We start from the raw sequence: 23,239 nt of genomic DNA, 5'->3' as shown, positions 1-23,239 counted from the left end.
ATCACGTCCAGTCCCAGCGCAGTCCCACGACGCCCGGACCGAAGTCCAGGGCCACCGCGTACGCGTAACCCCAGGTGTCCACCGGGGTCTCGCGGACGTCGGACGGCTCGCCGCCGGACAGGTCCGTCGTGAACTGCTCGCACCGCACCGGGCGGCACCGGGAGTCGTACCTGACCTCCAGGACGTACTCCCGGACCGCGTGCCGGAACCGGCGCGAGTAGGTGTTGTCGTGCGTGGGGTGGTGCGGGGCCATGTGGATCAGCTCGTACTCCACCGCGGTCCGCTCACCGCGGCGCAACGGTCGTTCGAACAGCAGCTCGGCGATCATCAGGCCGTTGCGCGGGTCGGCGGAGACCCGCCCCAGTCTGCACGACCGCAGCGTGCCGATCACCGGCAGCGGGTCGCCCGGCAGCCGCGTGTCGTAGCCGAGCAGGACGCGGTCCACGCCCGCCCGTTCGGCCCGCAGCACCTGCCGGGAACGCACCCGCCGGGTGCTGCCGTCCATCGCCAGCTCCACCTGGTCCCGCAGGCTGAGCCGGGTGAGGTCCTGGTCGGTGCTCGTGTCCACGTCCGCGAGCAGCTCGGCCATCGTCTCGTAGTCGCTGCGGTGGACCCACCCCTCCGGGCCGCTCAGGCGCGACCGCGGTCGTGCCTTGCCTCGCGGACGCGGCGGTCCCAGCAGGGTGCTCAGGCCTCCTTCGCCGACGTCGAGGATCTCCTCCAGGTGCCCGACCGCGGCCAGCGAGTCGGGTCGCTCCGGGCGCCGCCGCCCGGACTGCCAGTAGCTCAGCGCGGCGATGCTGACCGCCACGCCGCGTGACCGCAGCTTGTGCTGGATGCGCTCCAGGCTCAGTCCTTTCGCCCGGATCGCCGATCGTAGTGCGTCCGCGAAGGGGTCTGCTCCTCCGTCGATCCGTCGGGGTTCGCGCACCCGCGAATCCGGCCCGACGACTGGCGTTGGCATCTCCACTCCGTTCTCCCGAGGACAAGGCGAGCGACGTTATCGTGCGAAATCGCCCCGGCGGTACAGCCGATCGGGTTTCCCGACGTGAATTTAACCGAATCGGCGGGCAAAATCCCCCTCGGCCGTGGAATGTTTGAATTCTCATTAACAGCGGGGGTGTGAAGGCACCGGTTCCCTGCGATCGTCGCAGGGCTGCTGGGTCAACCGGCCGCTTCCCGGTACGCGAACCGCCCCATAGCCTCGGGTACGTGGGGTGATGCAGCCCACACCACGCGGTTCGCGGCCCCTCCCCTTGCCGCAACACGGGCGCCGCGCGCCGTTCCCTGCGAAGAACGGACAAGGTATGCGCAAGCTCAGTTGGATCGCCACGGTCGGGGTGAGCGCCGCTGTGGCGGCCGTCACCGCGACCCCCGCCCACGCCGCCGAAGGGACCATCCTGTCGGCCGGGAGCCCGGACGCCATCCCGAACAGCTACATCGTCACGCTGAAGGATTTCTCCACAGCGGATGCCAACTCCGTGGCGGCGCGCTTCGGCGGGCGCGTCGACCGCATTTTCTCCACGGCGTTGAACGGTTTCTCGGCCACGATGTCCGAGCGCGCGGCCCGCCGGCTGGCCGCCGACCCGGCCGTCGAGCGGGTCGAGCAGGACCAGGTCGTCCGCCTCGCGGCTACGCAGAGCAACCCCCCGTCGTGGGGCCTGGACCGCGTCGACCAGCGCAACCTGCCGCTGGACCGCGCCTACACCTACAACACCACCGGGTCGGGCGTGAACGTCTACGTCATCGACACCGGCGTGCGGATCAGCCACTCCACGTTCGGCGGCCGGGCCCGCAACGGGTTCGACGCCGTGGACAACGACAACGTCGCCCAGGACGGCAACGGCCACGGCACGCACGTGGCGGGCACCATCGCGGGCAGCCAGTACGGCATCGCCAAGGGCGCGACCGTCTACGCGGTGCGCGTGCTGAACAACTCCGGCAGCGGCACCACCGCCGGCGTCGTGGCGGGCATCGACTGGGTGACCCGCAACCACGTCAAGCCCGCCACGGCCAACATGAGCCTGGGCGGCGGCGTGTCCACCACGCTGGACAGCGCGGTGCGCCGGTCCATCGCCGCCGGCGTGACCTACGGCGTGGCGGCGGGCAACAGCAACGCCAACGCGTCGGGCTTCTCGCCCGCCCGCGTCGGCGAGGCGCTCACCGTCGGCTCCACCACCAACACCGACGCCCGCTCCAGCTTCTCCAACTACGGCTCGCTGGTGGACGTGTTCGCGCCCGGCTCGTCGATCACCTCGGCCTGGCACACCAGCGACACCGCGACCAACACCATCTCCGGCACCTCGATGGCGACCCCGCACGTGGTCGGCGTCGTGGCCCGCTACCTCCAGGCCAACCGGGCGGCCACGCCCGCGCAGGCGCACGCGGCGGTGGTGAACGCGGCGACCACCGGCAAGGTCACCAACCCCGGCTCGGGCTCCCCGAACCGACTCCTGTACTGGGCCCCCACGGCCTGACGGTCGCACCCACCCCGACCCCGGCGCGCGACCCGCGCCGGGGTCCCACCCCTGCGAAGGACGACATCCATGCGCACTCTCTTACCCGGCCTGGCCGCCGCGGTGCTCACCGCCGCCGTCGTGGCCACGCCGGCCGCCGCCGAGGGCACGGTCCTGCACGCCGGTTCCCCCACGGCGGTGCCCGGCAGTTACATAGTGAAGCTCAAGCCCGGTGCCACCGCGCCGGCCGTCACCGCCGACCGCACGTTCGCCGGCGGGTTCACCGCCCGGTTGGGCGTGCGCGAGGCCCGGCGGCTGGCCGCCCACCCGGCGGTCGCGTACGTGGAGCAGGACCAGCACGTGCGGGCCAACGCGACGCAGTTCAACGCGCCCTGGGGGCTGGACCGCATCGACCAGCGCTCGCTGCCGCTGGACACCACCTACAGCTACACCTCGACCGGCGCGACGACCTCGGTCTACGTCGTGGACACCGGCATCCGGACCACGCACGAGGAGTTCGGCGGGCGAGCCTTCCACGGCTACGACGCGGTGGACCGGGACAACGTCGCCCAGGACGACAACGGCCACGGCACGCACGTGGCCGGCATCATCGCCGGCAAGACGTACGGCGCGGGCAAGGCCGTGGACGTCTACGGCGTCCGAGTGCTCAACGGGTCGGGCAGCGGCACGATCTCCGGCGTGATCGCCGGGGTCGACTGGGTGGCCGCGCACGCCCGCAAGCCCGCCGTCGCGAACTTCAGCCTGGGCGGCGGGGCGTCCACGGCCCTCGACGACGCCGTGCGCCGCCTGATCGCGTCCGGTGTCACGGTCGTGGTGTCGGCGGGCAGCAGCGGCAGCGGCACCGTGAACACCTCGCCGGCCCGGGTGGCGGAGGCCATCACGGTCGGCGCGACCACGCAGACCGACGCGCGGGCGTCCTCCTCCAACTACGGCCCCGGCGTGGACCTGTTCGCGCCCGGCGTGAACATCAAGTCGGCCTGGAACTCCGGCGACACGGCGGTCAACACGTTGAGCGGCACGTCGATGGCGACCGCCTTCGCCAGCGGGGTGGCCGCCCGGTACCTCCAGTTCACCCCGACCGCCTCACCCGCCCAGGTGCACGCCGAACTGGTGCGCGAGGCGACCCCGCTGCCGTGGGGCGGGAAGTTGCTCTACTGGAACCCCGCCCGCTGACCCCTGCCTGTTCACCCCCTGCGAAGGAACGCACCCATGCGCAAGCTCATCCCCGGCGCGGCGACAGCGGCCCTGCTCGCCACCCTGCTCGCCACACCGGCCCACGCCGAGGGAACCGTCCTGCACGCCAGTTCCCCGAGCGCCATCCCCGGCAGCTACGTCGTCAAGCTCAAGGACAACGCCGCGACCCCGGCCAACGTCACCGCCGACCGCGTCTACAGTGGACCGTTTCGCGGCTTCTCGGTGCGGCTGAACCCCGCCCAGGCCCGCAGGCTCGCCGCCGACCCGGCGGTGGAGTACGTGGAGCAGGACCAGGTCGTGCGCGCCCACGCCACCCAGTACAACCCGCCGTGGGGCCTGGACCGCATCGACCAGCGCGCGCTGCCGCTGGACGGCAAGTACAGCTACACGTCCACCGGCCTGGGCACCACGGCGTACGTGATCGACACCGGCATCCGGGTCACCCACACCGAGTTCGGCGGCCGGGCGTGCAACGGCTGGGACGCGGTGGACAACGACGCCATCGCCCAGGACGACAACGGGCACGGCACGCACATCGCGTCGCTGATCGCCGGCCGCACCTACGGCGTGGCCAAGCAGGCACGGGTGTGCGGCGTCCGGGTGCTCAACGGCACGGGCAGCGGCACGACCTCGGGCGTCGTCGCGGGCATCGACTGGGTGGCGCGCAACGCCGTCAAGCCCGCGGTGGCGAACCTGTCGTTGGGCGGCGGGCCGTCCACGGTGATCGACGACGCCGTGCGGCGGCTGATCGCCTCCGGCGTCAGCGCGTCCGTGACGGCCGGCGGCAGCAACGCCAACGCGGCGAACTACTCCCCGGCGCGGGTGGTCGAGGCGATCACGTCCGGCTCGTCCACCACCACCGACACCAAGGCGACCTTTTCCAACTACGGCGCCGTGGTGGACCTCTACGCGCCGGGCGTCTCCATCCTGGGCGCCTGGCACACCGGTGACACGGCGACCAACACGATCAGCGGCACGTCGATGTCCACCGGGTACGTCACCGGTGTGGCGCTGCGGTACCTGCACCTGAACCGGAGCGCCACCCCGGCCCAGGTGCAGGCGGAACTGGTCCGCGAGGCCACGCCGCTGTCGTGGGGCAAGCTCCTGTACTGGTCACCCCTGCGGTGAGCGGGCGGGGGCGAGGTCGTGCCGCATGACGATCTCGTCCCCGTCCTTCTCGCCGGTCTCCTTGAAGCCGAAGGCCGCGTACAGGCCGTGCGCCACGGCGTTGCCCGGCACCAGGCTCAGCGTCAGCTGCGTCCGGCCCTCGCCGCGCGCGACCTCCGCGATGGCGGCCAGCCCCTTGCGCCCGAGCCCGCGCCCCTGCGCCCTCCGGTCGATCATGAACCGGACTATGTGGAGGTCGTGCGGCTGGTCCCGGTAGAGCAACGTGAAGCCCACCAGTTCGTCGCCGGCGTACAGCGCGAGCGGTTGCATCCTGGGCCGGTGGATCCACGCGTCCGCGATCGACTTGAGGTTGGTGGCCACGAAGCCGCGCTGCTCCTCGTGGACCTCCAGGTCGATGACCGCGCGGTAGTTGTCCTCGGTGACGGGTTCCAGACGCATGCGGGGAAGGTAGCGCCGGGACCCGTAGCAGGTCTCCCGGAATACGGGAAAGCCCACGTCCAGGGATTTCTTCACGCAGTGTGATAACTGGCAATCTTTCACACTTCCGGCAGTACGGACGTCCCGGTTAGCGTTGGTGACTGTCAGCGAGGGCAAGGTGGCCCTGCGTCACACCCGATTCCCTGCGCGAGTCCCACTCGGGGGTGACGGTCCGAGCCACCGTCAGCGAGAAGGAAGACCCATGCGACAGTCACGACAGGTCCGGTTCCTGGCCGGTGTCGGCGCGACGGCGATCGTCGCCGCGGCGAGCTCCCTGTTGGCGTCCCCCGCCCAGGCGGCCGAGGGCGAGATCCGCGCCGCCGACGCGGCCGAGAAGGTGCACAACAGCTTCATCGTGAAGCTGAAGGACGGCTCCGCCGCCTCCGCCGAGAAGCTGGCGAACCAGTACGGCGGCAAGGTGGACCGCGTGTTCCGCAGCGCGCTCAACGGCTTCACCGTCAGCCTGCCCGAGTCCGCCGCCAAGCGCCTGGCCGCGAACCCCGCGGTCGAGTACGTCGAGCAGGACCAGGTGTTCCACGTCCAGGCGACGCAGACCAACCCGCCGTCGTGGGGCCTGGACCGCATCGACCAGCGCAACCTGCCGCTCAACTCGTCCTACAGCTACACCTCGACCGGGTCGGGCGTGAACGTCTACGTCATCGACACCGGCGTGCGGATCAGCCACAGCACGTTCGGCGGCCGGGCCCGCAACGGCTACGACGCGGTCGACAACGACAACGTCGCCCAGGACGGCAACGGCCACGGCACGCACGTGGCGGGCACCATCGCGGGCAGCCAGTACGGCGTCGCGAAGGGGGCCACCATCTACGGCGTCCGCGTGCTGAACAACTCGGGCAGCGGCACCACCGCCGGCGTCGTCGCGGGCATCGACTGGGTCACCGCGAACCACGTCAAGCCGGCCGTGGCGAACATGAGCCTGGGCGGCGGCGCGTCCACCACGATCGACAGCGCGGTCCGCCGCTCGATCTCCGCCGGCGTCACCTACGCCATCGCGGCGGGCAACAGCAACGCGAACGCGTCGAACTACTCCCCGGCCCGCGTGACCGAGGCCATCACGGTCGGCGCGACCACCAACACCGACGCCCGGGCGAGCTACTCGAACTACGGCTCGGTCCTGGACATCTTCGCGCCGGGCTCGTCCATCACGAGCGCCTGGCACACGGGCGACACGGCCACCAACACCATCTCGGGCACGTCGATGGCGACCCCGCACGTGGCCGGCGCAGCAGCCCGCTACCTGCAGAACAACCGCGCGGCCACCCCGGCCCAGGTGGCGACCTACCTGACCGGCCAGTCCACGCCGAGCAAGGTGACCAACCCGGGCACCGGCTCCCCGAACCGCCTCCTCTACCTGGCCCCCACCGCCTGACAACCACACGAAGCGGGGCCGCCTCCCCAGAGGCGGCCCCGCTTCGCGCCGCAGGCGCGCGCTTTGAAGGGCTATCAGCCACAGGAAGGGCCTCGGTTCGTTCCCCGTACGGCCTGGGCGCAGCCCAACCGCCCTTTGGTCTTCTCCGCAACCAGCTTTTCCGGTTGCGGAGAAGACCAAAGGGTGGTTGCCTCCGGCAGGCCGTACGGGGAACGAACCGACGCCCTTCCACCCCCGGGGGCCTGCCGCGCGGCGAGCGCCGCTTTTGATCTTTCCGCTCTTCGCTCTCCGCTCTCCGCTCCTGAGAGCGCGAAGCGCGTCACTCCACGCTCAAAGTCACGAACTTGAGAGGCAGAACAGGCCGACCATCGGTCTCCGAAAACCCGGTCCCCGGCACAACCCCACCCGCCGCCACCTTGTCGATCACGTCCATCCCCTCGACCACCCGCCCCAGCACGGGGAAGTCGGGGTCGAACGAGCTGTCCTTGTGGACGATGAAGAACTGGCTGCCGTTGGTCCCGGCCTGCTGCCGGTTGGCCATCGCGATCACCCCGCGGTCGTAGCCGCCGGTCTTCGCGTCGGGGTCGTCGAAGTGGTAACCGGGGCCGCCCTGTCCGGTGTCGGTGGCGTCGCCGCACTGGAGGACCCACAGACCGTCCACGGTCAGCCGGTGGCAGGCGGTTCCCTCGAAGAACCTCTCCTCGACCAGGTGCCGGAAGTTGTGCACCGAGCACGGGGCGCTCGCCGCGTCGAACTCGAACTCCAGGTCACCCTGGCTGGTCTTCACCTCGACCACCACCGTGCCCTCGGACTCGGCCTTCGCCGACGGCGGGTCCACGTCCTTCTTCGGGCCGTCCGCGGGCAGGCTGTAGTCGCAGGTCACGGTGGGCACCACGGGCAACGGCCCGGCAACCGGCCGCCCCGGCACGGCCGCCGTGCAGCCCGCCAGCAACCCCGACACGACCACCGGGACGACCACCCGGACTACCAGACGTCTGGCCACGCGGCGATCCTAAGCGGAAGAACCACGCCGCCCTCACAACTCCTCCCACGCCACCGCTCAACGCGCCGCCCTCCGCCCCGCCCTCCACCCCAGCCGCCCGCCCCGGCCGCCCCACCCGCCCCACTCGCCGCCCCGCCCTCGCCCCACTCAACGCCCCGCCCTCCACCCCGCCCGCCGCCTCACCCTCCGCCCCGCCCTCCACCCCCACCCGCCCCCTCCACCCCCACCCGCCCCGATCGGGAAACCTGCCGGCGTGCGCCCAGGGGTCGTTGGCTAGCCTTGACGACCAGTCGCCGTTCAGCTAGCACGAGGAGAGCAGTACCCGTGATGCGCACGCACGAGGCCGGGACGCTCCGGGCCGAGCACGCCGGGCAGTCCGTCACCCTGACCGGGTGGGTCGCCCGCCGGCGCGATCACGGGGGCGTGATCTTCATCGACTTCCGCGACGCCTCCGGGGTCGCCCAGGTCGTCTTCCGCGAGGGCGAGATGGCCGAGCGCGCCCACAAGCTGCGCTCCGAGTTCGTCATCAAGGTCGTCGGCGACGTCACCCGCCGCCCCGAGGGCAGCGAGAACCCCGACCTGCCCACCGGTGACATCGAGGTCTACGCCACCGAGCTGGAGGTCCTCAACGAGGCCGCCCCGCTGCCCTTCCAGCTCGACGAGCACCTGGAGGTCGGCGAGGAGGCCCGCCTCAAGCACCGCTACCTGGACCTGCGCCGCTCCGGCCCGGCCAAGGCGATGCGGCTGCGCAGCGAGGCCAACCGGATCGCCCGCGAGGTGCTGCACGCGGAGAAGTTCGTCGAGGTCGAGACGCCGACCCTGACCCGCTCGACGCCCGAGGGCGCGCGCGACTTCCTGGTGCCCGCCCGCCTGCGGCCCGGCTCCTGGTACGCGCTGCCGCAGTCGCCGCAGCTGTTCAAGCAGCTGCTGATGGTCGGCGGCCTGGAGCGGTACTACCAGATCGCCCGCTGCTACCGGGACGAGGACTTCCGCGCCGACCGGCAGCCGGAGTTCACCCAGCTCGACATCGAGATGAGCTTCGTCGAGCAGGACGACGTCATCGCGCTCGGCGAGAAGATCATCACCGCGCTGTGGAAGAACCTCGCCGACCACGACATCCCGACGCCGTTCCGCCGCATCTCCTACGCCGAGGCGATGGCCAAGTACGGCTCGGACAAGCCGGACCTGCGCTTCGACCTCGAACTCACCGAGCTGACCGAGTACTTCAAGGACACCCCGTTCCGCGTCTTCCAGGCGCCGTACGTGGGCGCGGTGGTCATGCCCGGCGGCGCCTCGCAGCCGCGCCGCACGCTCGACGCGTGGCAGGAGTGGGCCAAGCAGCGCGGCGCGAAGGGCCTGGCCTACGTGCTGGTCCAGGAGGACGGCACGCTCGGCGGCCCGGTCGCCAAGAACCTCTCCGACGCCGAGCGCGACGGGCTGGCCAAGGCGGTCGGCGCGAACCCCGGTGACTGCGTGTTCTTCGGCGCGGGCGACCCGGACGGCGCGCGCGCCCTGCTCGGCGCGGCCCGCGTGGAGATCGCGAACCGGATCGGCCTGATCGAGGAGGGCTCCTGGTCCTTCGTGTGGGTCGTGGACTTCCCGATGTTCGAGGCCACCGACAAGCTCGCCGAGGGTGACGTGGCGGTCGGCGGCGGCAAGTGGACCGCGCTGCACCACGCGTTCACCTCGCCCACCCCGGAGTGGATCGACCGCTTCGAGGAGGACCCGGGCAACGCCAAGGCCTACGCCTACGACATCGTCTGCAACGGCAACGAGATCGGCGGCGGCTCCATCCGTATCCACCGCGCCGACGTGCAGCAGCGCGCGTTCAACGTGATGGGCATCGGCGCGGAGGAGGCGCAGGAGAAGTTCGGCTTCCTGCTCGACGCGTTCAAGTACGGCGCTCCGCCGCACGGCGGCATCGCGTTCGGCTGGGACCGCATCGCCATGCTGCTCGCGGGCGCGGACTCGATCCGCGAGGTCATCGCGTTCCCGAAGAGCGGCGGCGGCTACGACCCGCTGACCGCGGCCCCCGCGCCGATCACCGCGCAGCAGCGCAAGGAAGCCGGCGTCGACGCGAAGCCGCAGCAGAAGCAGTAAAAACACACACCCAAACAACAACACAACACGACACACACGCGGTAACCGAACAGATCGGGCACAGTTGTGGCCATGCTGCACCTGCGTGCCGTGTGCCCGGTCGACCACACCGACCAGGTCCTGGCCGCGCTCAAGGAGCACCCCGGCGTCACCCACGTCGTGCTGCTCCGGGGCGCGGCCATCGACCCGGCCGGTGACATGGTCGAGGCCGACATCGCCCGGGAGGCCACCGACGAGGTGGTCGCCGCGCTGTGCGGGCTGGGCATCGACCGCACCGGCGGAGTGACGCTGGAGCAGATCGACACCGCCCTGTCCGACGCGGCGGACCGCGCCGAGGAGGCCGCGCCCGGCGAGGCGGCGGACGCCGTGGTGTGGGAGGAGTTGATCTCCCGCACCGGCGAGGAGTCCCGGCTCAACGTCACCTTCCAGTCGTTCCTGACCATCGCGTGCCTGCTCGCGGCGGTCGGCGTGGTGACGAACTCGCCGGTCACGATCGTCGGCGCGATGGTGGTCGGCCCCGAGTTCGGGCCGCTGGCCGCGATCGCGGTCGGGTTGGTGCTGCGCCGCTGGGACCTGGTGCGCCGCGCGTCGGCGGCGTTGGCGATCGGCTTCCCGCTGGCGATGGTGATCACCTTCGCGGCGGCCGTCGTCGGCTCCTACACCGACCTGTTCGACCGGGACATGGTGCTGGCCGCCCACCAGGTGGACTTCGTGTTCCAGGTCGGCCCGTTCTCGCTGATCGTGGCGTTGCTGGCGGGCGCGGCGGGGATGCTGTCGATGACCTCGGCGAAATCGGCGGCCCTGGTCGGGGTGTTCATCTCGGTGACCACCGTGCCCGCCGCGGGGTACGCGGCGATCGCCGCCGTGCTGGGCGAGTGGGCCATCTGCGGGCAGTCGGTCCTGCAGTTGGCGGTCAACCTGGTGGGCATCGTGGTGGCCGCCTCGGTGGTGCTGGCGCTGCGCAGGCGACGCGGCCGGATGGCCGCCACCGGCCGGCCCCTGTCCAACGGGTAGGCGGCGGTTCCACCAGTTGGTCGGTTCCGTTATCGACAAATGGTGGTCCAACCATGCATATGAGCACTACCGTCACGGTGCCCGGACGGGTTCTGTCAGGTCGGTGGCCACCGGGGTAGGGTCGGAGGGGATGAGCGTGGAGATCACCGCCGGCCCAGCGGACGTCGACGACGCGGACCACTCCGACCTGCTCGCGGCGGTGGCCGCCGCCGAGTCCGTGCTGAGCGGGCGGTTCGGAGCCCAGGTCAGACTGGCCGACCCCGAACGCCTCGGCGGAGCGGGCCGGTCCGTCGTCGTGCGGGTGCGGGTCGCCGCGACGCCGTTCTCCCTGCCGCGCACGCTCGTGGTCAAGCGCTACCCCTCCGCCGTCGCCGACCGCGACCCGTTCGCCCACGAGGCGGTCAGCCACAAGCTGCTCACCGCGCTGCCCGGCGAGGACCGGTTGACCCCGGAGCTGGTCGCCCAGGACTCCGCCGAGCGGCTGGTGGTCCTGGAGGACCTGGGCAAGGCGCCCCGGCTGGCCGAGAAGCTGCTCGGCTCCGACGCCCGCGCCGCCGAACGCGGCCTGCTGTCGTGGGCGCACGCCATGGGTCGCCTGCACGCCACCACGGCGGGGCGGGACGCCGACTTCGACGCGTTGATGCGCCGGCAGGGCAGCCAGTGCTGCGCCGACCCGATCGCGGTGGACGTGCACGCGGCGCTGGCCGGGTTACCGACCCTGCTGGCGGAGGCCTGGGACATCGACACGCCCGGCCCCGTGGTCGAGTTCGCCGAGCGCGCGGTGCGCGGGTTCGTCACCTCGCGCCGGCGGGCGTTCTCGCCGTCCACGTCCTGCCCGGACAACCACCTGGTGACCAGCAAGGGCGTGCGGTTCCTGGACTTCGAGGGCGGGTGCGTGCGCGACATCGTGTTCGACGCGGCGTGCCTGCGGGTGCCGTTCCCGTCCTGCTGGTGCCCGTACGGGCTGCCGGCGGGCATGTCGGAGGCCATGGTCGCGGCGTGGCGCGCCGAGGTCGGCGGCGTGTGGCCCGACCTGGACGACGACGCGGTCTTCCTGCCCAAGCTGCTGGAGGCGCAGCTGCTGTGGGTGTGGCTGGCGACCTGGCGGGGACTGCCCCGGTTGGACCTGGCGCTGCCGTCGGGGCACCGGCCGCTGGACTCGCCGCCGCGCAGCACGGTGCTGGCCTCGCGGTGGGTGCGCCTGCGGGCCGACGCGCTGGCCCTGGGCGTCAAGCCGGTGGCGGCGCACGCCGAGGCCGTCGTGGACGCCCTGGTGTCCCGGTACGGGCACGCGTCGGTGGATCTCCCGCTCTACCCGGCATTCCGTTGATAGCCATTCCGTTAAAAGCACGGAGGGCTTACGGAAGCGTTCCGCCCGCTGTTCCCGCGTGGACACGTCGTTGCGCGATGGTCGTCGGGTGGCCGATGTGGTGCGCAGCCTTGTGGTCCTGGGTGACTCGACCACGGTGGGCGTCGGTGATCCGGTTCGGGGCGGGTGGCGGGGTGTCGGGCCGTTGCTGGCGGCGGCGTTCCCCGGCGCCCGGTACGTGAACCCGTCGTTCCAGGGGGCGCGGGTGGCGTCCGTCCGGTTCGAGCAGTTGCCGGTGGCGTTGCGGGCGCGGCCCGACGCCGCCGTGGTGCTGGTCGGGATGAACGACACCCTGCGGTCGGACTTCGACCCCGTCCGGGTGCACGAGGACCTCGACGCGGTCGTGGGGGAGTTGACGCGGGCCGGGGCGCGGGTGGTGACGGTCCGGTTCCACGACCACAGCCGGGTGTTCCGGTTGCCGGGGCCGTTGCGGCGGGCGTTGTCGGCGCGGGTGGCCGAGTTGAACGAGGTGATCGACGCCGTGGTGCGGCGGCACGGCGTCGGCTGCGTGGACCTGGACGGGATGGACGGCGCGTACTCGCTGGAGACGTGGGCGGTGGACCGGTTGCACCCGTCCGAGCTGGGGCACCGGAAGCTGGCCGCGGCGTTCGCGGAGCGGTTGGCGGAGCAGGGGTGCGCGGTCGGGCGGCCGGTCAGCCTGGTGTGCACGGGCGGGTTGCGGGTCACGCCGCTGCACCACGCCGCCTGGCTGGTGTTCAAGGGCGTGCCGTGGTTGTGGCGGCGCGGCAAGGACTTCCTGCCCTACGCGGCGTCGATCGTGTGGCGCTCCTGGCTCGCCCCGGAGGACCGGCCGATGACCGCGGACCGGCCGGCAACCCCGAACCGACCGGCAACCCCGAACCGGCCGATCACCGCGGACCGGCCGATGACCCCGAACCGGGCGGCGACCCGGAAGGCGACCGCCGCCCGGGCGGCGGGAGCGGCCACCGCCCGGGCGCGGACCACCAGCGCGCTAGCCGAGTTCGTAGACGGTGGTGCCGTCCACGGTGGTCGCCTCGAAGTTCGCCGCGACCCAGCTTGAGATGTCGTCGTCACCGCGGTCCGGGCCGACCTGCTTGCCGGCGACGAAGTAGCCGATCCGGCCCTCCGCCACGTACCGCTGGAACTCCTCCAGCGTCGGCGCGGGGTCGCCGCCGCTCCAGCCGCCGATCCCGATGACGGCCTTGCCGCTGGCCAGGGACAGGCTCGCGGCCGACTGCGCGCTCACCGTCGCCGCCGCCCACGTGCCGGTGGTGGCCCGCAGCAGGTCGGCGACCTGCGAGGACGTGCCCGGACCGCGCAGGCCGCCGCCCAGGTCGGCGGCGTAGTCGGCGGGGCCGGACATGGGGATCGAGCCGCCGTGCGGGGTGGCCGCCGTCGCCACCGCGAACGCGGCCGACGACAGCAGCGCGGTGGCGGCGGTCAGGGCGGCGACCCGCCCGGCCCCCATGACGATCGCGGTGGTGAGCAGGACCGTCAGCACCAGGACCGTCCAGCGGATCGCGGGCTGCCAGTCGCCGAACCGCGCCAACAGGACGAACCCCCAGAACCCGGCCGCGGCGACCACGACCGCCAGCGCGATCCGGACCGGCCGGTGGGCGCGGCCCCGCCACATCTCGCGGCCGGCGATGGCGACGACCGCGGCGACGCCCGGTGCGACGGCGACCGTGTAGTACGGGTGCGTGATGCCGCTCATGAAGCTGAACACGACCCCGTTCCCGACGATCCACAGTCCCCACAGGACCAGCGCGGCCCGGGTGCGGTCGGTGCGCGGCGCCTTGCGGGTGAACCAGAGGCCGGCGACGAGCGCGACGAGGGCGGCGGGCAGCAGCCACGAGATCTCCGCGCCCATGCTGGCCCCGAACAGCCGGCTGATGCCGGTCTCGCCGCCGAAACCCAGGTTGGCGTTCGCCGCGCCGGCGATCGTGCCGCGCCCGGAGCCGCCGCCGAAGATGCGGCCCAAGCCGTTGTAGCCCATGGCCAACTGCCACAGCGAGTCGTTGGTCGAACCGCCGACGTACGGGCGGGACCCCGTCGGCCACAGCTCCACGAGCGCGATGAACCACCCCGCGGACACGGCCACGGCGACGCCGGCGCCGACGACGTGCAGCAAGCGCTTGCCCAGCGAGGTCGGCGCGGCGAGCAGGTAGGCGGCGACGAAGGCGGGCAGGACCAGGAACGCCTGCCCCATCTTGGCCAGGAACGCGAAACCGACCGCCACGCCCGCCAGCGCGAGCCACTTGAAGGATGCGTTCTCCAGCGCCCGGACCGTGCAGTACGCACCGGCCACCATGAGCAGCACCAGCAGCGCGTCCGGCAGGTTGAACCGGAACATCAGCACCGCCACCGGCGTCACGGCCAGCGCCGCGCCCGCCAGCAGCCCGGCCACCGGGCCGGACGTGCGCTTCACCGTGGCGTACAACAACCACACCGCCAGCACGCCCTCGACCGCCTGCGGCGCGAGCACGGTCCAACTGGAGAAGCCGAAGACCCGCGCGACCAACCCGCTCACCCACAGCGCCGCGGGCGGCTTGTCCACGGTGATCACGCCGCCGGCGTCCAGCCCGCCGAACAACCACGCCGTCCAGCTCTGGCTGCCGGCCTGGGTGGCGGCGGCGTAGTACTCGTTGCCCCACCCGGAATCGGTGAGGTTCCACAGGTACAGCACCGCCGTGCCGGCCAGCAGCACGACCAGCGCCGGCGTGGTCCACCGCCGGTGGGCGCGCGGCGGCGCGGTGCCGGGGGAGGGGGCGGTCAGGGTGGCGGTCATGAGGTGGACTCCTGGGGACGGTTGCGGAAGACCCAGTTGCGCAGCAACAGGAAGCGCAGGACGGTGGCGAGCAGGTTCGCGCCGACGACGGCGGCCAGCTCGGCCCCGCCACCCGGGTCGGTGACGTGGTGCAGCAGGGCCAGCGCGCCGCTGGTCAGCGCCAGGCACAGGCCGAAGACCAGCAGGCCCTCGAACTGGTGGCGGCCCGCGCCGGGCCGGCCCCGGACGCCGAAGGTGAACCGGCGGTTCGCGGCGGTGTTGGCCACCGCGGTGACCAGCAGCGCCACCAGGTTCGCGCCCTGCGCGCCGAGGCCGCCGCGCAGCAGGACGAACAGCAGCAGGTAGGCCAGGGTGCTGGCGACGCCGACGGCGGCGAACCGGACAAGCTGCCGGAACAGGCCCGCGGGGACACCCGGCGTGACCGGTTCCAGCGGGGCGCGGCCGAGCTGGGCGCGCAGCTCGCCGACCGGGATGCGGCCGGTCAGCAGCCCGCGCCCCACCCGGGCGATGCCCTTGAGGTCCGCGACGGCGGTGGCGACGACGTCCACCCGGCTGTCCGGGTCGTCCACCCAGTCCACCGGCACCTCGTGGATGCGCGCGCCCGCCCGTTCGGCCAGCACCAGCAGCTCGGTGTCGAAGAACCAGCCGGTGTCCTCGACGTGCGGCAGCAGCCGCCGCGCCACGTCCGCCCGGATCGCCTTGAACCCGCACTGGGCGTCGGAGAACCGGGCCGCCAGCGCGCCGCGCAGGATCAGGTTGTAGCAGCGGGAGATGATCTCGCGCTTGGGGCCGCGCACGACCCGCGCGCCGCGGGCGAGCCGGGTGCCGATCGCGATGTCGGAGTGCCCGGAGATCAGCGGCGCGACCAGCGGGGCCAGCGCGGCGAGGTCCGTGGACAGGTCCACGTCCATGTAGGCGAGCACCGCGGCGTCCGACGCCGACCACACCGCGTTGAGCGCCCGGCCCCGGCCCTTCTGCTCCAGGTGGACGGCCTCGACCTGCTCGATCTCCGCCGCGAGCGCGTCGGCGATCCCGCGGGTGCCGTCCGTGCTGGCGTTGTCGGCGATGGTGATGCGGAACCGGTACGGGAAGGTCTGGGTCAGGTCCGCGTGCAGCTTGCGCACGCAGGGGGCGAGGTCGCGTTCTTCGTTGTGCACGGGGACCACCACGTCGAGCACGGGGGTCGTCGTGAGCGTCGCGAGTGTCATGGCCCCACCCTCGGGCGCGGTGCTGGGTGGTTCGTGTGTCATCCCTGTGCCCCCGCTGTGAGGTCGTAGACGGTGACGTCGTCGACCGTGGTGGCTTCGAAGGTCGCCTCGACCCACTCGGCGATGCGCTCGGAGGCGTCGCTGCCGGTCTCGGCGGGCATCCCCGCGCCGCCGAGGAAGTAGTGGATCCGTCCACTGTGGACCAACTGTTGGAACCGCTCCAGCGTCGGCGCGGGGTCGGTGCCGTTGAACCCGCCGACCGCCATCACCGGCACGCCGGCGGCCAGTTGGAAGCCTGCCGCGTTGTTCGACCCGACCGCGGCCGCCGCCCAGGTGTGCCGGCCGCTGTTGCCGCGCAGCAGTTCCACCAGGTTCGGTCCGGGGGTGGGAGCGGTGAGCAGGGTGCCCATGCCGCCGGGGGTGGGGCCGCCGCCGTTGAACAGGACCACCCCGCCGCCGCGGCCGTCGGCCGGGCCGGCGCTGGGGATCGCGCCGGAGTGCGGCGTCGCGGCCGTCGCCACCGAGTAGGCGCCCGGCCCGAGCAACGCCGCCACCGCCGCGACCGGCACCACCAGCGCCGGCGGCGCGGCGGCGGACAGGAACAACCCGACCGCGCCCAGCAGGCCGAGCACGAGCACGACCGTGGCCAGGGCGGGCGACCAGCCCAGCAACAGCAGGTAGCACTGGAGGGCGGTGACCGCCAACGCTCCCGAAAGCGCCGCCGCCGCGACGGGTTCGTGCCGCCGACGCCAGAGCACCACCGCGCCGGTTCCGGTGATCGCGCCGATCGCCGGGGCCAGCGCGACCGTGTAGTAGGCGTGGATGATCCCGTTCATGAAGCTGAACACCGCCGCCGTGACGACGAGCCAGCCGCCCCACAGCCCGAGCCCGACGCGCTCCCGCCGCCGTCCCGCCCACAGCCCGGCGACCAGCAGCACCAGCGCGGTGGGCAGCAGCCACGCGATCTGACCGCCCATCTCCGCGCCCAGCAGGCGGCTCCACCCGGTGGACCCCCACCCGCGCCCGCCGCCGACGCTGCCGATCTCCTCACCGGTCAGGCGGCCCAGGCCGTTGTAGCCGAGGGTCAGTTCGAGCACGCTGTCGTGCTGCGACCCCCCGATGTAGGGCCGGTCGGGGACCAGTTCGACCGCCACCACCCACCAGCCGCCCGCGACCACCACGGCCGCCGCCGCGCCGAGCAGGTGCACGGCCTTGCGCCCCCACCCGGCGGGCGCGGCGAGCAGGTAGACCAGCCCGAACGCCGGGAGCACCAGGAACGCCTGCAACATCTTGGTGAGGAACCCGAACCCGACCGCCACGCCGGCCAGCGCCAGCCACCGCCAGGACGCCGTCTCCGTCGCCCGCACCGCGCAGTACGCGCCGGCGACCAGCAGCAGCACCAGCAGGGCGTCGGGGTTGTTGAACCGGAACATCAACACGGCGACCGGCGTCAACGCCAGCACCGCGCCCGCGATCAGGCCGGCCGCCTCCCCGGCCGTGCGCTTGACCGTGGCGTACAACAACCAGACGCCGGCCACGCCCATCAAGGCTTGCGGCACCAGGATGCTCCAGGCGTTCACCCCGAAGAGCCGGGCGGAGAGCCCCATGACCCACACCGAGGCCGGGGTCTTGTCCACCGTGATCGACCCGGCGGAGTCGGTGGCCCCGAAGAACCACGCCCGCCAGCTCTCCGCACCGGCCTGGGCGGCGGCCGAGTAGTAGGCGTTCGCCCAGCCGGAGTCGCCGAGCCGCCACAGGTACAGGACGGCCGTTCCGGCCAGCAACAGCAACAGGGGTAGTCGCGCTCGCATACGGCGACCCTGCCCACGAACCCTGGGCACCCCATGTGCCGATCCTGTGAACCGGCTGTGCGCCGCGGGGCGCCGGGTCAGCGGGGCAGGAGCACCGTGAAGCGGGTCCGGCCGGGCCGGGAGTCCACCGCCACCTCGCCCTGGTGGGCGGCCACCACCGCGGCGACGATGGACAGGCCGAGGCCGGTGCTGCCGGCCGCCCGCGACCGGGACGTGTCACCGCGGGCGAAGCGTTCGAAGACCTCCGGCTGCAACTCCCTCGGGATGCCGGGGCCGTCGTCGGTGACCGTGAGGGAAGCGCGCGCGCCCCGCACCGACAGGGCCGTCGTGACGGTGGTGCCGGGCGGGGTGTGGGTCCGGGCGTTGGACAGCAGGTTCACCAGGACTTGCTGGAGCTTGTGCTCGTCACCCCGCACGACCACCGGCGACGCGGGCAGCTCCAGGCGCCAGTCGTGGTCCGGGCCGGCGATGCGGGCGTCGCTCACGGCGTCCACCACCACCCGCGAGAGGTCCACCCGCTCGCGGGCCAGCGGGCGGCCGGCGTCCAAGCGGGCCAACAGCAGCAGGTCCTCCACCAACGACGTCATCCGCACGGCCTCGGACTCCACCCGCCGCATGGCGTGGGCGACCTGCTCGGGCACCTCGCCCGGCGACCGGCGGGTCAGCTCCGCGTAGCCCCGGATCGCGGCCAGCGGCGTGCGCAGCTCGTGGCTCGCGTCCGCGACGAACTGCCGCACCCGGGTCTCGCTCTCGTGCCGCGCTTCCAGGGCGCGGCCCACGTGCCCCAGCATCCTGTTCAGCGCCAGCCCCACCTGGCCGACCTCGGTGTGCGGGTCGGCGTCGGCCTCCGGCACGCGTTCGGCGAGCGCCACCTCGCCCTCGTGCAACGGCAGCTCCGCCACCCTCGACGCGGTCGCCGCCACGCGTTCCAAGGGCCGCAACGTCTTCCGGATGATCAGCGCGCCGGCGATGCTCACCGCCACCAGACCCGCCAGCGCCACCCCGCCCAGGATGAGGCCCATCTGGAAGACGATGTCGTCCACCTGCGCCATGGGCAGCGCCGTGACGATCTTCGCCCCGTCCCGCGCCCGGAACGACAGCACGCGGTAGTTCCCCGACTCGCCCAGCGCCGCCGTGCGCGGTTGGGCGTCGGCGGGCACGGCCAGCAGGGCGTCCTGCTCGTCGGTCGGCAGGTTCTCGGTCTCGCGGCCCAGCAACCGGTCGGCGTCCCGGACCAGGTCGCCGTAGGTGATCAGGACGACCGTGCCCTGCCCGAAACCCGGCCCGTCCAGGGGGTTCTTCGGCGGACCGGGCAGCGGGCCCGGCACCGGGACCGCGTGCACCCGCTCCACCCGGCCGGCCGCGTCGCGCAGGTCGTCGTCCAGCTTGTCGATCAGGAAGTCCCGCAACGCGAACCCGGTCACCAGGCCGATCCCGGCGCACACGATCGCGATCAGCACCACCTGCTCCACGATGAGCCGGGTGCGCAGCGGCCACCGCTCAGGGTGCAGGCTTGAGGACATACCCCGCGCCCCGCATCGTGTGGATCATCGGGGCGCGCCCGGCGTCGATCTTCTTGCGCAGGTAGGAGATGTAGAGCTCCACGATGTTGGCCTGCCCGCCGAAGTCGTAGCTCCACACCCGGTCGAGGATCTGCGCCTTGCTCAGCACCCGCTTCGGGTTGCGCATCAGGAACCGCAGCAGCTCGAACTCGGTCGCGGTCAGCTCGACGGCCCGCCCGCCCCGGCGCACCTCGCGGGTCTCCTCGTCCAGCACCAGGTCGCCCACGACCAGCTCCGTCCCGGCCGACGCCGCCGCGACCCCGGTCCGCCGCAGCAGACCGCGCAGCCGCAGCACGACCTCCTCCAGGCTGAACGGCTTGGTCACGTAGTCGTCGCCGCCTGCCGTGAGGCCCGCGATCCGGTCCTCCACGGCGTCCCTCGCGGTCAGGAACAGCACCGGCAGGGCGGGGGCGTCCGCGCGCATCCGGCGCAGCACCTCCAGGCCGTCGAAGTCGGGCAGCATGACGTCCAGCACGACCACGTCCGGCCGGAACTCGCGCGCCACGCGCACCGCCGCGGTCCCGTCCAGCGCGGTGCGGACCTCCCACTTCTCCATGCGCAGCGCCATCGACATCAGCTCGGCCAACGTCGACTCGTCGTCGACCACCAGCACCCGCACCGGGCTGCCGTCGGGTCGACGGATCTCGGGGGAAGTCACCGCACGCATGGTCCGATCGTCCGCCGGGTGGTTGAGCCCACCCTGTGCCGACCCTGTGTACCAGCTGTGAACCGCCGCCGCACAAGCCACACCCGCCGTACAAGCCCCCCGCCGCACAAGCCCCCCGCCGCACAAGCCCCCCGCCGCACAAGCCCCCCGCCGCACAAGCCACAGCCGCCACCCAACGCGCGCACAGCCCACGCACAGGATCCGCCGACACGGTGGGCGCCATGACTACCGAAACCGAGAACCCGACCTGGGGCGAGGACCCGCCGCCCCGGGCCGATGCTCCCGGACCGCGCTGGTCCGGCCGCAAGACCCTGGTCGCGGTCGCGATCGCCGTCGGCATCGCCGCCGTGGGCGGAGGGGTCATCTACGCGGCGAGCAACTCCGAGGCGGCCCAGATGATGGGCGGGCCGCGCGGCTACGGCGGTCCCGGCGGCGGGCTGCGGATCGTGGGCGGGCCGGGCCCGTTCGGCGACACCGCGCACGGCGAGTTCCAGACCGGCGAGATCACCGCGGTCGCCGACGGCTCCGTCACGGTCAAGAGCGCCGACGGGTTCGGCCAGACCTACCGGCTGGACGACAAGACCGAGGTCAGCGGGGCCAAGGGCGACACCGGGAGCCTCGCCACCGGCGACAAGGTGATGGTGGTGGCCCAGGACGGGGTGGCCAAGTCGATCATGACGGGTGACTTCCAGGCCGACGCCGGCAGGCGCGTGGGCACGCCGGGGCAACCGGGCGGGCGGCCGGGCGACGGGCAGCAGGCGCCGCCGACCCGGTAGAACTGTCAGGCATGAAGCGACTGGCGCTCTCGGCACTCGTGGCACTGGGACTGCTCGCCGCCGCACCCGCGGCGTGGGCGCACACCGAACTGATCGGCAGCGACCCGGCCGACGGGGCGAGCCTGCCCCAACCGCCGACCCGGTTGACGCTGACGTTCAGCGAGCCGGTGCCGGCCGAGAGCGCCACCGTCACCGTGACCGCGCCCGACGGCACCGCGTGGACCGTGGGGGAGGTGTCCGCGTCCGGCGCGACGCTGGCCGTGCCGGTGACGCCGGGCGCGTCGCCCGCCGGGCAGTACGTGGTGAGCTGGCAGGTGGAGAGCCTGGACGGCGACTTCGTCAGCGGCAAGACGACGTTCACGCTGGCCGGCGCGCCGCCCGCGCCGCCGGCGGTGACGACCACCGCCGCGCCGGCGACCTCCGCTCCGCCCGCCGCCACCTCGTCGTCGGTCGCGCCGACCGGGACGGCCGCTCCGGCGGCCACCGCGTCGTCGACGGCCCGAGCCGTGCCCGCCGAGGGGGGTGGCGGGTTCCCGGTCTGGGGGTGGGTCGTCGGCGCGCTGGTGGTCGTCGCGGCCGGGGTGGCGTTGGCGCTGCGGCTGCGGGGCCGGTCGGGGTGAACCTGCCCGACCTCGTCCGACCCGGCCTGGACGTGCTGTTCTGCGGGATCAACCCGGGCCTGCTGTCGGCCGCGACGGGCCACCACTTCGCGCGCCCCGGCAACCGCTTCTGGCCTGCGCTGCACCTGTCCGGCTTCACGCCGCGCCGGTTGACGCCGGCCGAGCAGGAAGAGCTGCTGGAGTTCGGCCTCGGCATCACGAACCTGTCCGACCGGCCGACCGCGAAGGCCGACGAGCTGACCGCCGAGGAGCTGCGGGCGGGCGGGGTCCGGTTGACGTCGTTGGCGGCGGAGCACGCGCCCCGGGTGGTGGCGGTCGTGGGGATCACCGCGTACCGGACGGCGTTCGGGCGGCCCCGGGCCGTGGTCGGGCCGCAGCCGGAGCGGATCGCGTCGTCGCGGCTGTGGGTGCTGCCGAACCCTTCGGGGTTGAACGCGCACTACCGGTTGGACGACCTGGCGGAGGTGTTCCGGCGGTTGCGGTCAGAGGTTGCGGAGGCCGTGTAGGACGCGTTGCATCAGCGCGAGGTCGGGGCCGGCGGCGGCGTTGACGGACGTGACGGCCACGACGCCCATGTCGATCAGGTCGCCGAGCAGGACGCGGACGACGCCGAGCGGCAGGGTGAGCAGGGCGGAGACCTCGGCGACCGACCGGGTGGTGGCGCACAGCTCGACGATGGCGCGTTGCTCGGGGGTGGTGTCGCGCATGGCCTTGGCGATGCCGTGCTCTTCGAGGGAGACCAGGGTCTCGATGCGCAGGTCGTGCTGGGAGGAGGTGCGACCGCGGGTCCAGGCGTAGGGGCGGACGAGCGGCCCGGACCACTCAAGGGCCGGGACCTCCTCGTCCTCGAAGTGCCCGCTGAACGGCGCGGTCTCTTCCAGTTCGGCCGGCTCTTCCGGCTCTCGCGGTTCCTCGCGTTCGGTCGGTTCGGCTTCGGTCGGTTGCGCTTCGAGACTGCGGCGCAGGGCGGCCGACCCGAACCGCGCCCCGGTGGCCCCGACCTCGCCGCGCAGGGACCGTCGCCTCCTCGGCGGCGGGGGCGCTTCGACCGGCAGTTCCTCCAGGCTCCGCCGCAGGGCGGGCGACCCGAACCGGGCCCCGGTCGTGCCCACTTCACCGCGCAGGGACCGGCGGCGCCTCGGCGCCGCGTCGGGGGAGTCAGAGCCGGCGGTGCTCACACCTCGGGAACGGTAGACCTCCGGGCGGCCGGCTCGTGTCGGCCGTGTTTCAACCTCGTGCAAACCTGGTTACCGGATGCACGTGCAGCCGCCGCGGACGGGTTGGGCGATGATGGCACGATGCGCATCCGCGAGGTGGAGATCTCCGACGACATGATCCGGCTGGGGCAGTTCCTGAAGCTGGCGGGCCTGGCGGAGAACGGCGCGCACGCGCGGGAACTGGTGGAGGACGGCGAGGTCACGGTCAACGGCCGCGTCGAGGTCCAGCGGGGGAAGCAGCTGCACGGCGGCGACGTGGTGGCGGTCGGCCCGGACAAGGTCCGCCTGGTCGCCAACGCCTGAACGGCCGACACCCGCGGTTCCGCCGCGAGCGCCGACTCCTGTGCTCGGCCCGCTGAGACCCACCCCGGCGGCCCCCTGGTACCGCTTGAGCTGCTCGTCGTTGGCCACCGACGCGATCGCCGCGTTGCCCAGGCCCTGGCGCGGCATGCTCAG

21 protein-coding genes are annotated in these 23,239 nt (G+C 72.9%); 12 read left to right on the top strand and 9 right to left on the bottom strand.

Annotated elements, in window-relative coordinates:
• Position 1: 1 nt before the first annotated feature.
• Entirely contained in the window at positions 2 to 964 is a 963-nt protein-coding gene (locus AB0A74_RS25070; RefSeq protein WP_358253025.1) for a hypothetical protein, read from the bottom strand.
• Between the two features lie 343 nt (positions 965 to 1,307).
• Here AB0A74_RS25070 and AB0A74_RS25065 point away from each other — a divergent pair, with 343 nt between their 5' ends.
• The 3 genes from AB0A74_RS25065 to AB0A74_RS25055 all read left to right on the top strand — a co-directional run bounded on the left by AB0A74_RS25065 (position 1,308) and on the right by AB0A74_RS25055 (position 4,799).
• Positions 1,308 to 2,477: a S8 family peptidase gene (locus AB0A74_RS25065; protein ID WP_358253023.1), complete on the top strand. Its 1,170-nt coding sequence runs from the start codon at positions 1,308 to 1,310 to the stop codon at positions 2,475 to 2,477.
• A 69-nt stretch (positions 2,478 to 2,546) separates the two neighbouring features.
• Entirely contained in the window at positions 2,547 to 3,650 is a 1,104-nt protein-coding gene (locus tag AB0A74_RS25060) for a S8 family serine peptidase (protein ID WP_358253021.1), read from the top strand.
• Positions 3,651 to 3,686: 36 nt separating this feature from the next.
• Positions 3,687 to 4,799: a S8 family peptidase gene (locus AB0A74_RS25055; RefSeq protein ID WP_358253019.1), complete on the top strand. Its 1,113-nt coding sequence runs from the start codon at positions 3,687 to 3,689 to the stop codon at positions 4,797 to 4,799.
• Here AB0A74_RS25055 and AB0A74_RS25050 read toward each other — a convergent pair.
• Positions 4,785 to 5,237, bottom strand: coding sequence for a GNAT family N-acetyltransferase (locus AB0A74_RS25050; protein WP_358253018.1), 453 nt, complete (start codon positions 5,235 to 5,237; stop codon positions 4,785 to 4,787). The genes AB0A74_RS25055 and AB0A74_RS25050 overlap by 15 nt on opposite strands.
• A 241-nt stretch (positions 5,238 to 5,478) precedes the next feature.
• Between AB0A74_RS25050 and AB0A74_RS25045 the strand changes: the two genes are divergently transcribed.
• Complete coding sequence (locus tag AB0A74_RS25045) at positions 5,479 to 6,666, top strand: S8 family peptidase (protein WP_358253016.1); 1,188 nt, start codon at positions 5,479 to 5,481, stop codon at positions 6,664 to 6,666.
• Positions 6,667 to 6,985: 319 nt separating this feature from the next.
• On the opposite strand, the gene AB0A74_RS25040 is transcribed toward AB0A74_RS25045, so the two are convergent.
• Positions 6,986 to 7,669 carry a peptidylprolyl isomerase gene (locus tag AB0A74_RS25040; protein WP_358253015.1) on the bottom strand — a complete coding sequence of 228 codons (684 nt, stop codon included), beginning with the start codon at positions 7,667 to 7,669 and terminating at the stop codon, positions 6,986 to 6,988.
• Between the two features lie 324 nt (positions 7,670 to 7,993).
• Between AB0A74_RS25040 and aspS the strand changes: the two genes are divergently transcribed.
• The 4 genes from aspS (at position 7,994) to AB0A74_RS25020 (ending at position 13,194) form a co-directional block, all read left to right on the top strand.
• Positions 7,994 to 9,769: an aspartate--tRNA ligase gene (gene aspS, locus AB0A74_RS25035; protein ID WP_358253013.1), complete on the top strand. Its 1,776-nt coding sequence runs from the start codon at positions 7,994 to 7,996 to the stop codon at positions 9,767 to 9,769.
• 72 nt (positions 9,770 to 9,841) lie between these two features.
• Positions 9,842 to 10,783 carry a DUF389 domain-containing protein gene (locus tag AB0A74_RS25030; RefSeq protein WP_358253011.1) on the top strand — a complete coding sequence of 314 codons (942 nt, stop codon included), beginning with the start codon at positions 9,842 to 9,844 and terminating at the stop codon, positions 10,781 to 10,783.
• Positions 10,784 to 10,913: 130 nt separating this feature from the next.
• Positions 10,914 to 12,113 (top strand): hypothetical protein, encoded by a 1,200-nt coding sequence (locus tag AB0A74_RS25025; RefSeq protein WP_358253009.1) that lies wholly within the window; start codon positions 10,914 to 10,916, stop codon positions 12,111 to 12,113.
• Positions 12,114 to 12,201: 88 nt separating this feature from the next.
• Positions 12,202 to 13,194 (top strand): SGNH/GDSL hydrolase family protein, encoded by a 993-nt coding sequence (locus AB0A74_RS25020; RefSeq protein ID WP_358253008.1) that lies wholly within the window; start codon positions 12,202 to 12,204, stop codon positions 13,192 to 13,194.
• Here the strand turns inward: AB0A74_RS25020 and AB0A74_RS25015 are convergent.
• The 5 genes from AB0A74_RS25015 to AB0A74_RS24995 form a co-directional block, all read right to left on the bottom strand.
• Entirely contained in the window at positions 13,126 to 14,922 is a 1,797-nt protein-coding gene (locus tag AB0A74_RS25015; protein WP_358253006.1) for a glycosyltransferase family 39 protein, read from the bottom strand. The genes AB0A74_RS25020 and AB0A74_RS25015 overlap by 69 nt on opposite strands.
• A complete protein-coding gene (locus AB0A74_RS25010; RefSeq protein ID WP_358253004.1) occupies positions 14,919 to 16,130 on the bottom strand; it encodes a bifunctional glycosyltransferase family 2/GtrA family protein in 1,212 nt (403 codons plus the stop codon). The genes AB0A74_RS25015 and AB0A74_RS25010 overlap by 4 nt, the downstream gene beginning before the upstream one ends.
• A 38-nt stretch (positions 16,131 to 16,168) precedes the next feature.
• Complete coding sequence (locus tag AB0A74_RS25005) at positions 16,169 to 17,941, bottom strand: glycosyltransferase family 39 protein (RefSeq protein ID WP_358253002.1); 1,773 nt, start codon at positions 17,939 to 17,941, stop codon at positions 16,169 to 16,171.
• Positions 17,942 to 18,018: 77 nt separating this feature from the next.
• On the bottom strand, positions 18,019 to 19,464 hold the full coding sequence (locus AB0A74_RS25000; RefSeq protein WP_358253000.1) for a HAMP domain-containing sensor histidine kinase: 1,446 nt from the start codon (positions 19,462 to 19,464) through the stop codon (positions 18,019 to 18,021).
• Positions 19,442 to 20,170 carry a response regulator transcription factor gene (locus AB0A74_RS24995; RefSeq protein ID WP_358252998.1) on the bottom strand — a complete coding sequence of 243 codons (729 nt, stop codon included), beginning with the start codon at positions 20,168 to 20,170 and terminating at the stop codon, positions 19,442 to 19,444. Before AB0A74_RS24995 ends, AB0A74_RS25000 begins: the two co-directional genes overlap by 23 nt.
• A gap of 221 nt (positions 20,171 to 20,391) precedes the next feature.
• Between AB0A74_RS24995 and AB0A74_RS24990 the strand changes: the two genes are divergently transcribed.
• The 3 genes from AB0A74_RS24990 to mug are packed head-to-tail and all read left to right on the top strand — an operon-like array spanning position 20,392 to position 22,072.
• Positions 20,392 to 20,946 carry a DUF5666 domain-containing protein gene (locus AB0A74_RS24990; RefSeq protein ID WP_358252996.1) on the top strand — a complete coding sequence of 185 codons (555 nt, stop codon included), beginning with the start codon at positions 20,392 to 20,394 and terminating at the stop codon, positions 20,944 to 20,946.
• Positions 20,947 to 20,957: 11 nt separating this feature from the next.
• Positions 20,958 to 21,566 (top strand): copper resistance CopC family protein, encoded by a 609-nt coding sequence (locus AB0A74_RS24985; protein ID WP_358252994.1) that lies wholly within the window; start codon positions 20,958 to 20,960, stop codon positions 21,564 to 21,566.
• Positions 21,563 to 22,072, top strand: coding sequence for a G/U mismatch-specific DNA glycosylase (gene mug, locus AB0A74_RS24980; RefSeq protein WP_358252993.1), 510 nt, complete (start codon positions 21,563 to 21,565; stop codon positions 22,070 to 22,072). Before AB0A74_RS24985 ends, mug begins: the two co-directional genes overlap by 4 nt.
• On the opposite strand, the gene AB0A74_RS24975 is transcribed toward mug, so the two are convergent.
• Entirely contained in the window at positions 22,049 to 22,678 is a 630-nt protein-coding gene (locus AB0A74_RS24975; protein WP_358252991.1) for a DUF742 domain-containing protein, read from the bottom strand. The two genes, mug and AB0A74_RS24975, sit on opposite strands and share 24 nt — an antisense overlap.
• Positions 22,679 to 22,864: 186 nt before the next feature.
• Between AB0A74_RS24975 and AB0A74_RS24970 the strand changes: the two genes are divergently transcribed.
• The gene (locus tag AB0A74_RS24970) at positions 22,865 to 23,086 is read left to right on the top strand and encodes an RNA-binding S4 domain-containing protein (protein ID WP_343938749.1); all 222 of its coding nucleotides are present in this window, start codon (positions 22,865 to 22,867) and stop codon (positions 23,084 to 23,086) included.
• The last annotated feature ends 153 nt before the right edge of the window (positions 23,087 to 23,239 follow it).

Source organism: Saccharothrix sp. NPDC042600, from assembly GCF_040647305.1.
Taxonomy (GTDB): Bacteria; Actinomycetota; Actinomycetes; order Mycobacteriales; family Pseudonocardiaceae; genus Actinosynnema; species Actinosynnema mutabilis.
This window is presented reverse-complemented; position numbering and strand designations above follow the sequence as displayed.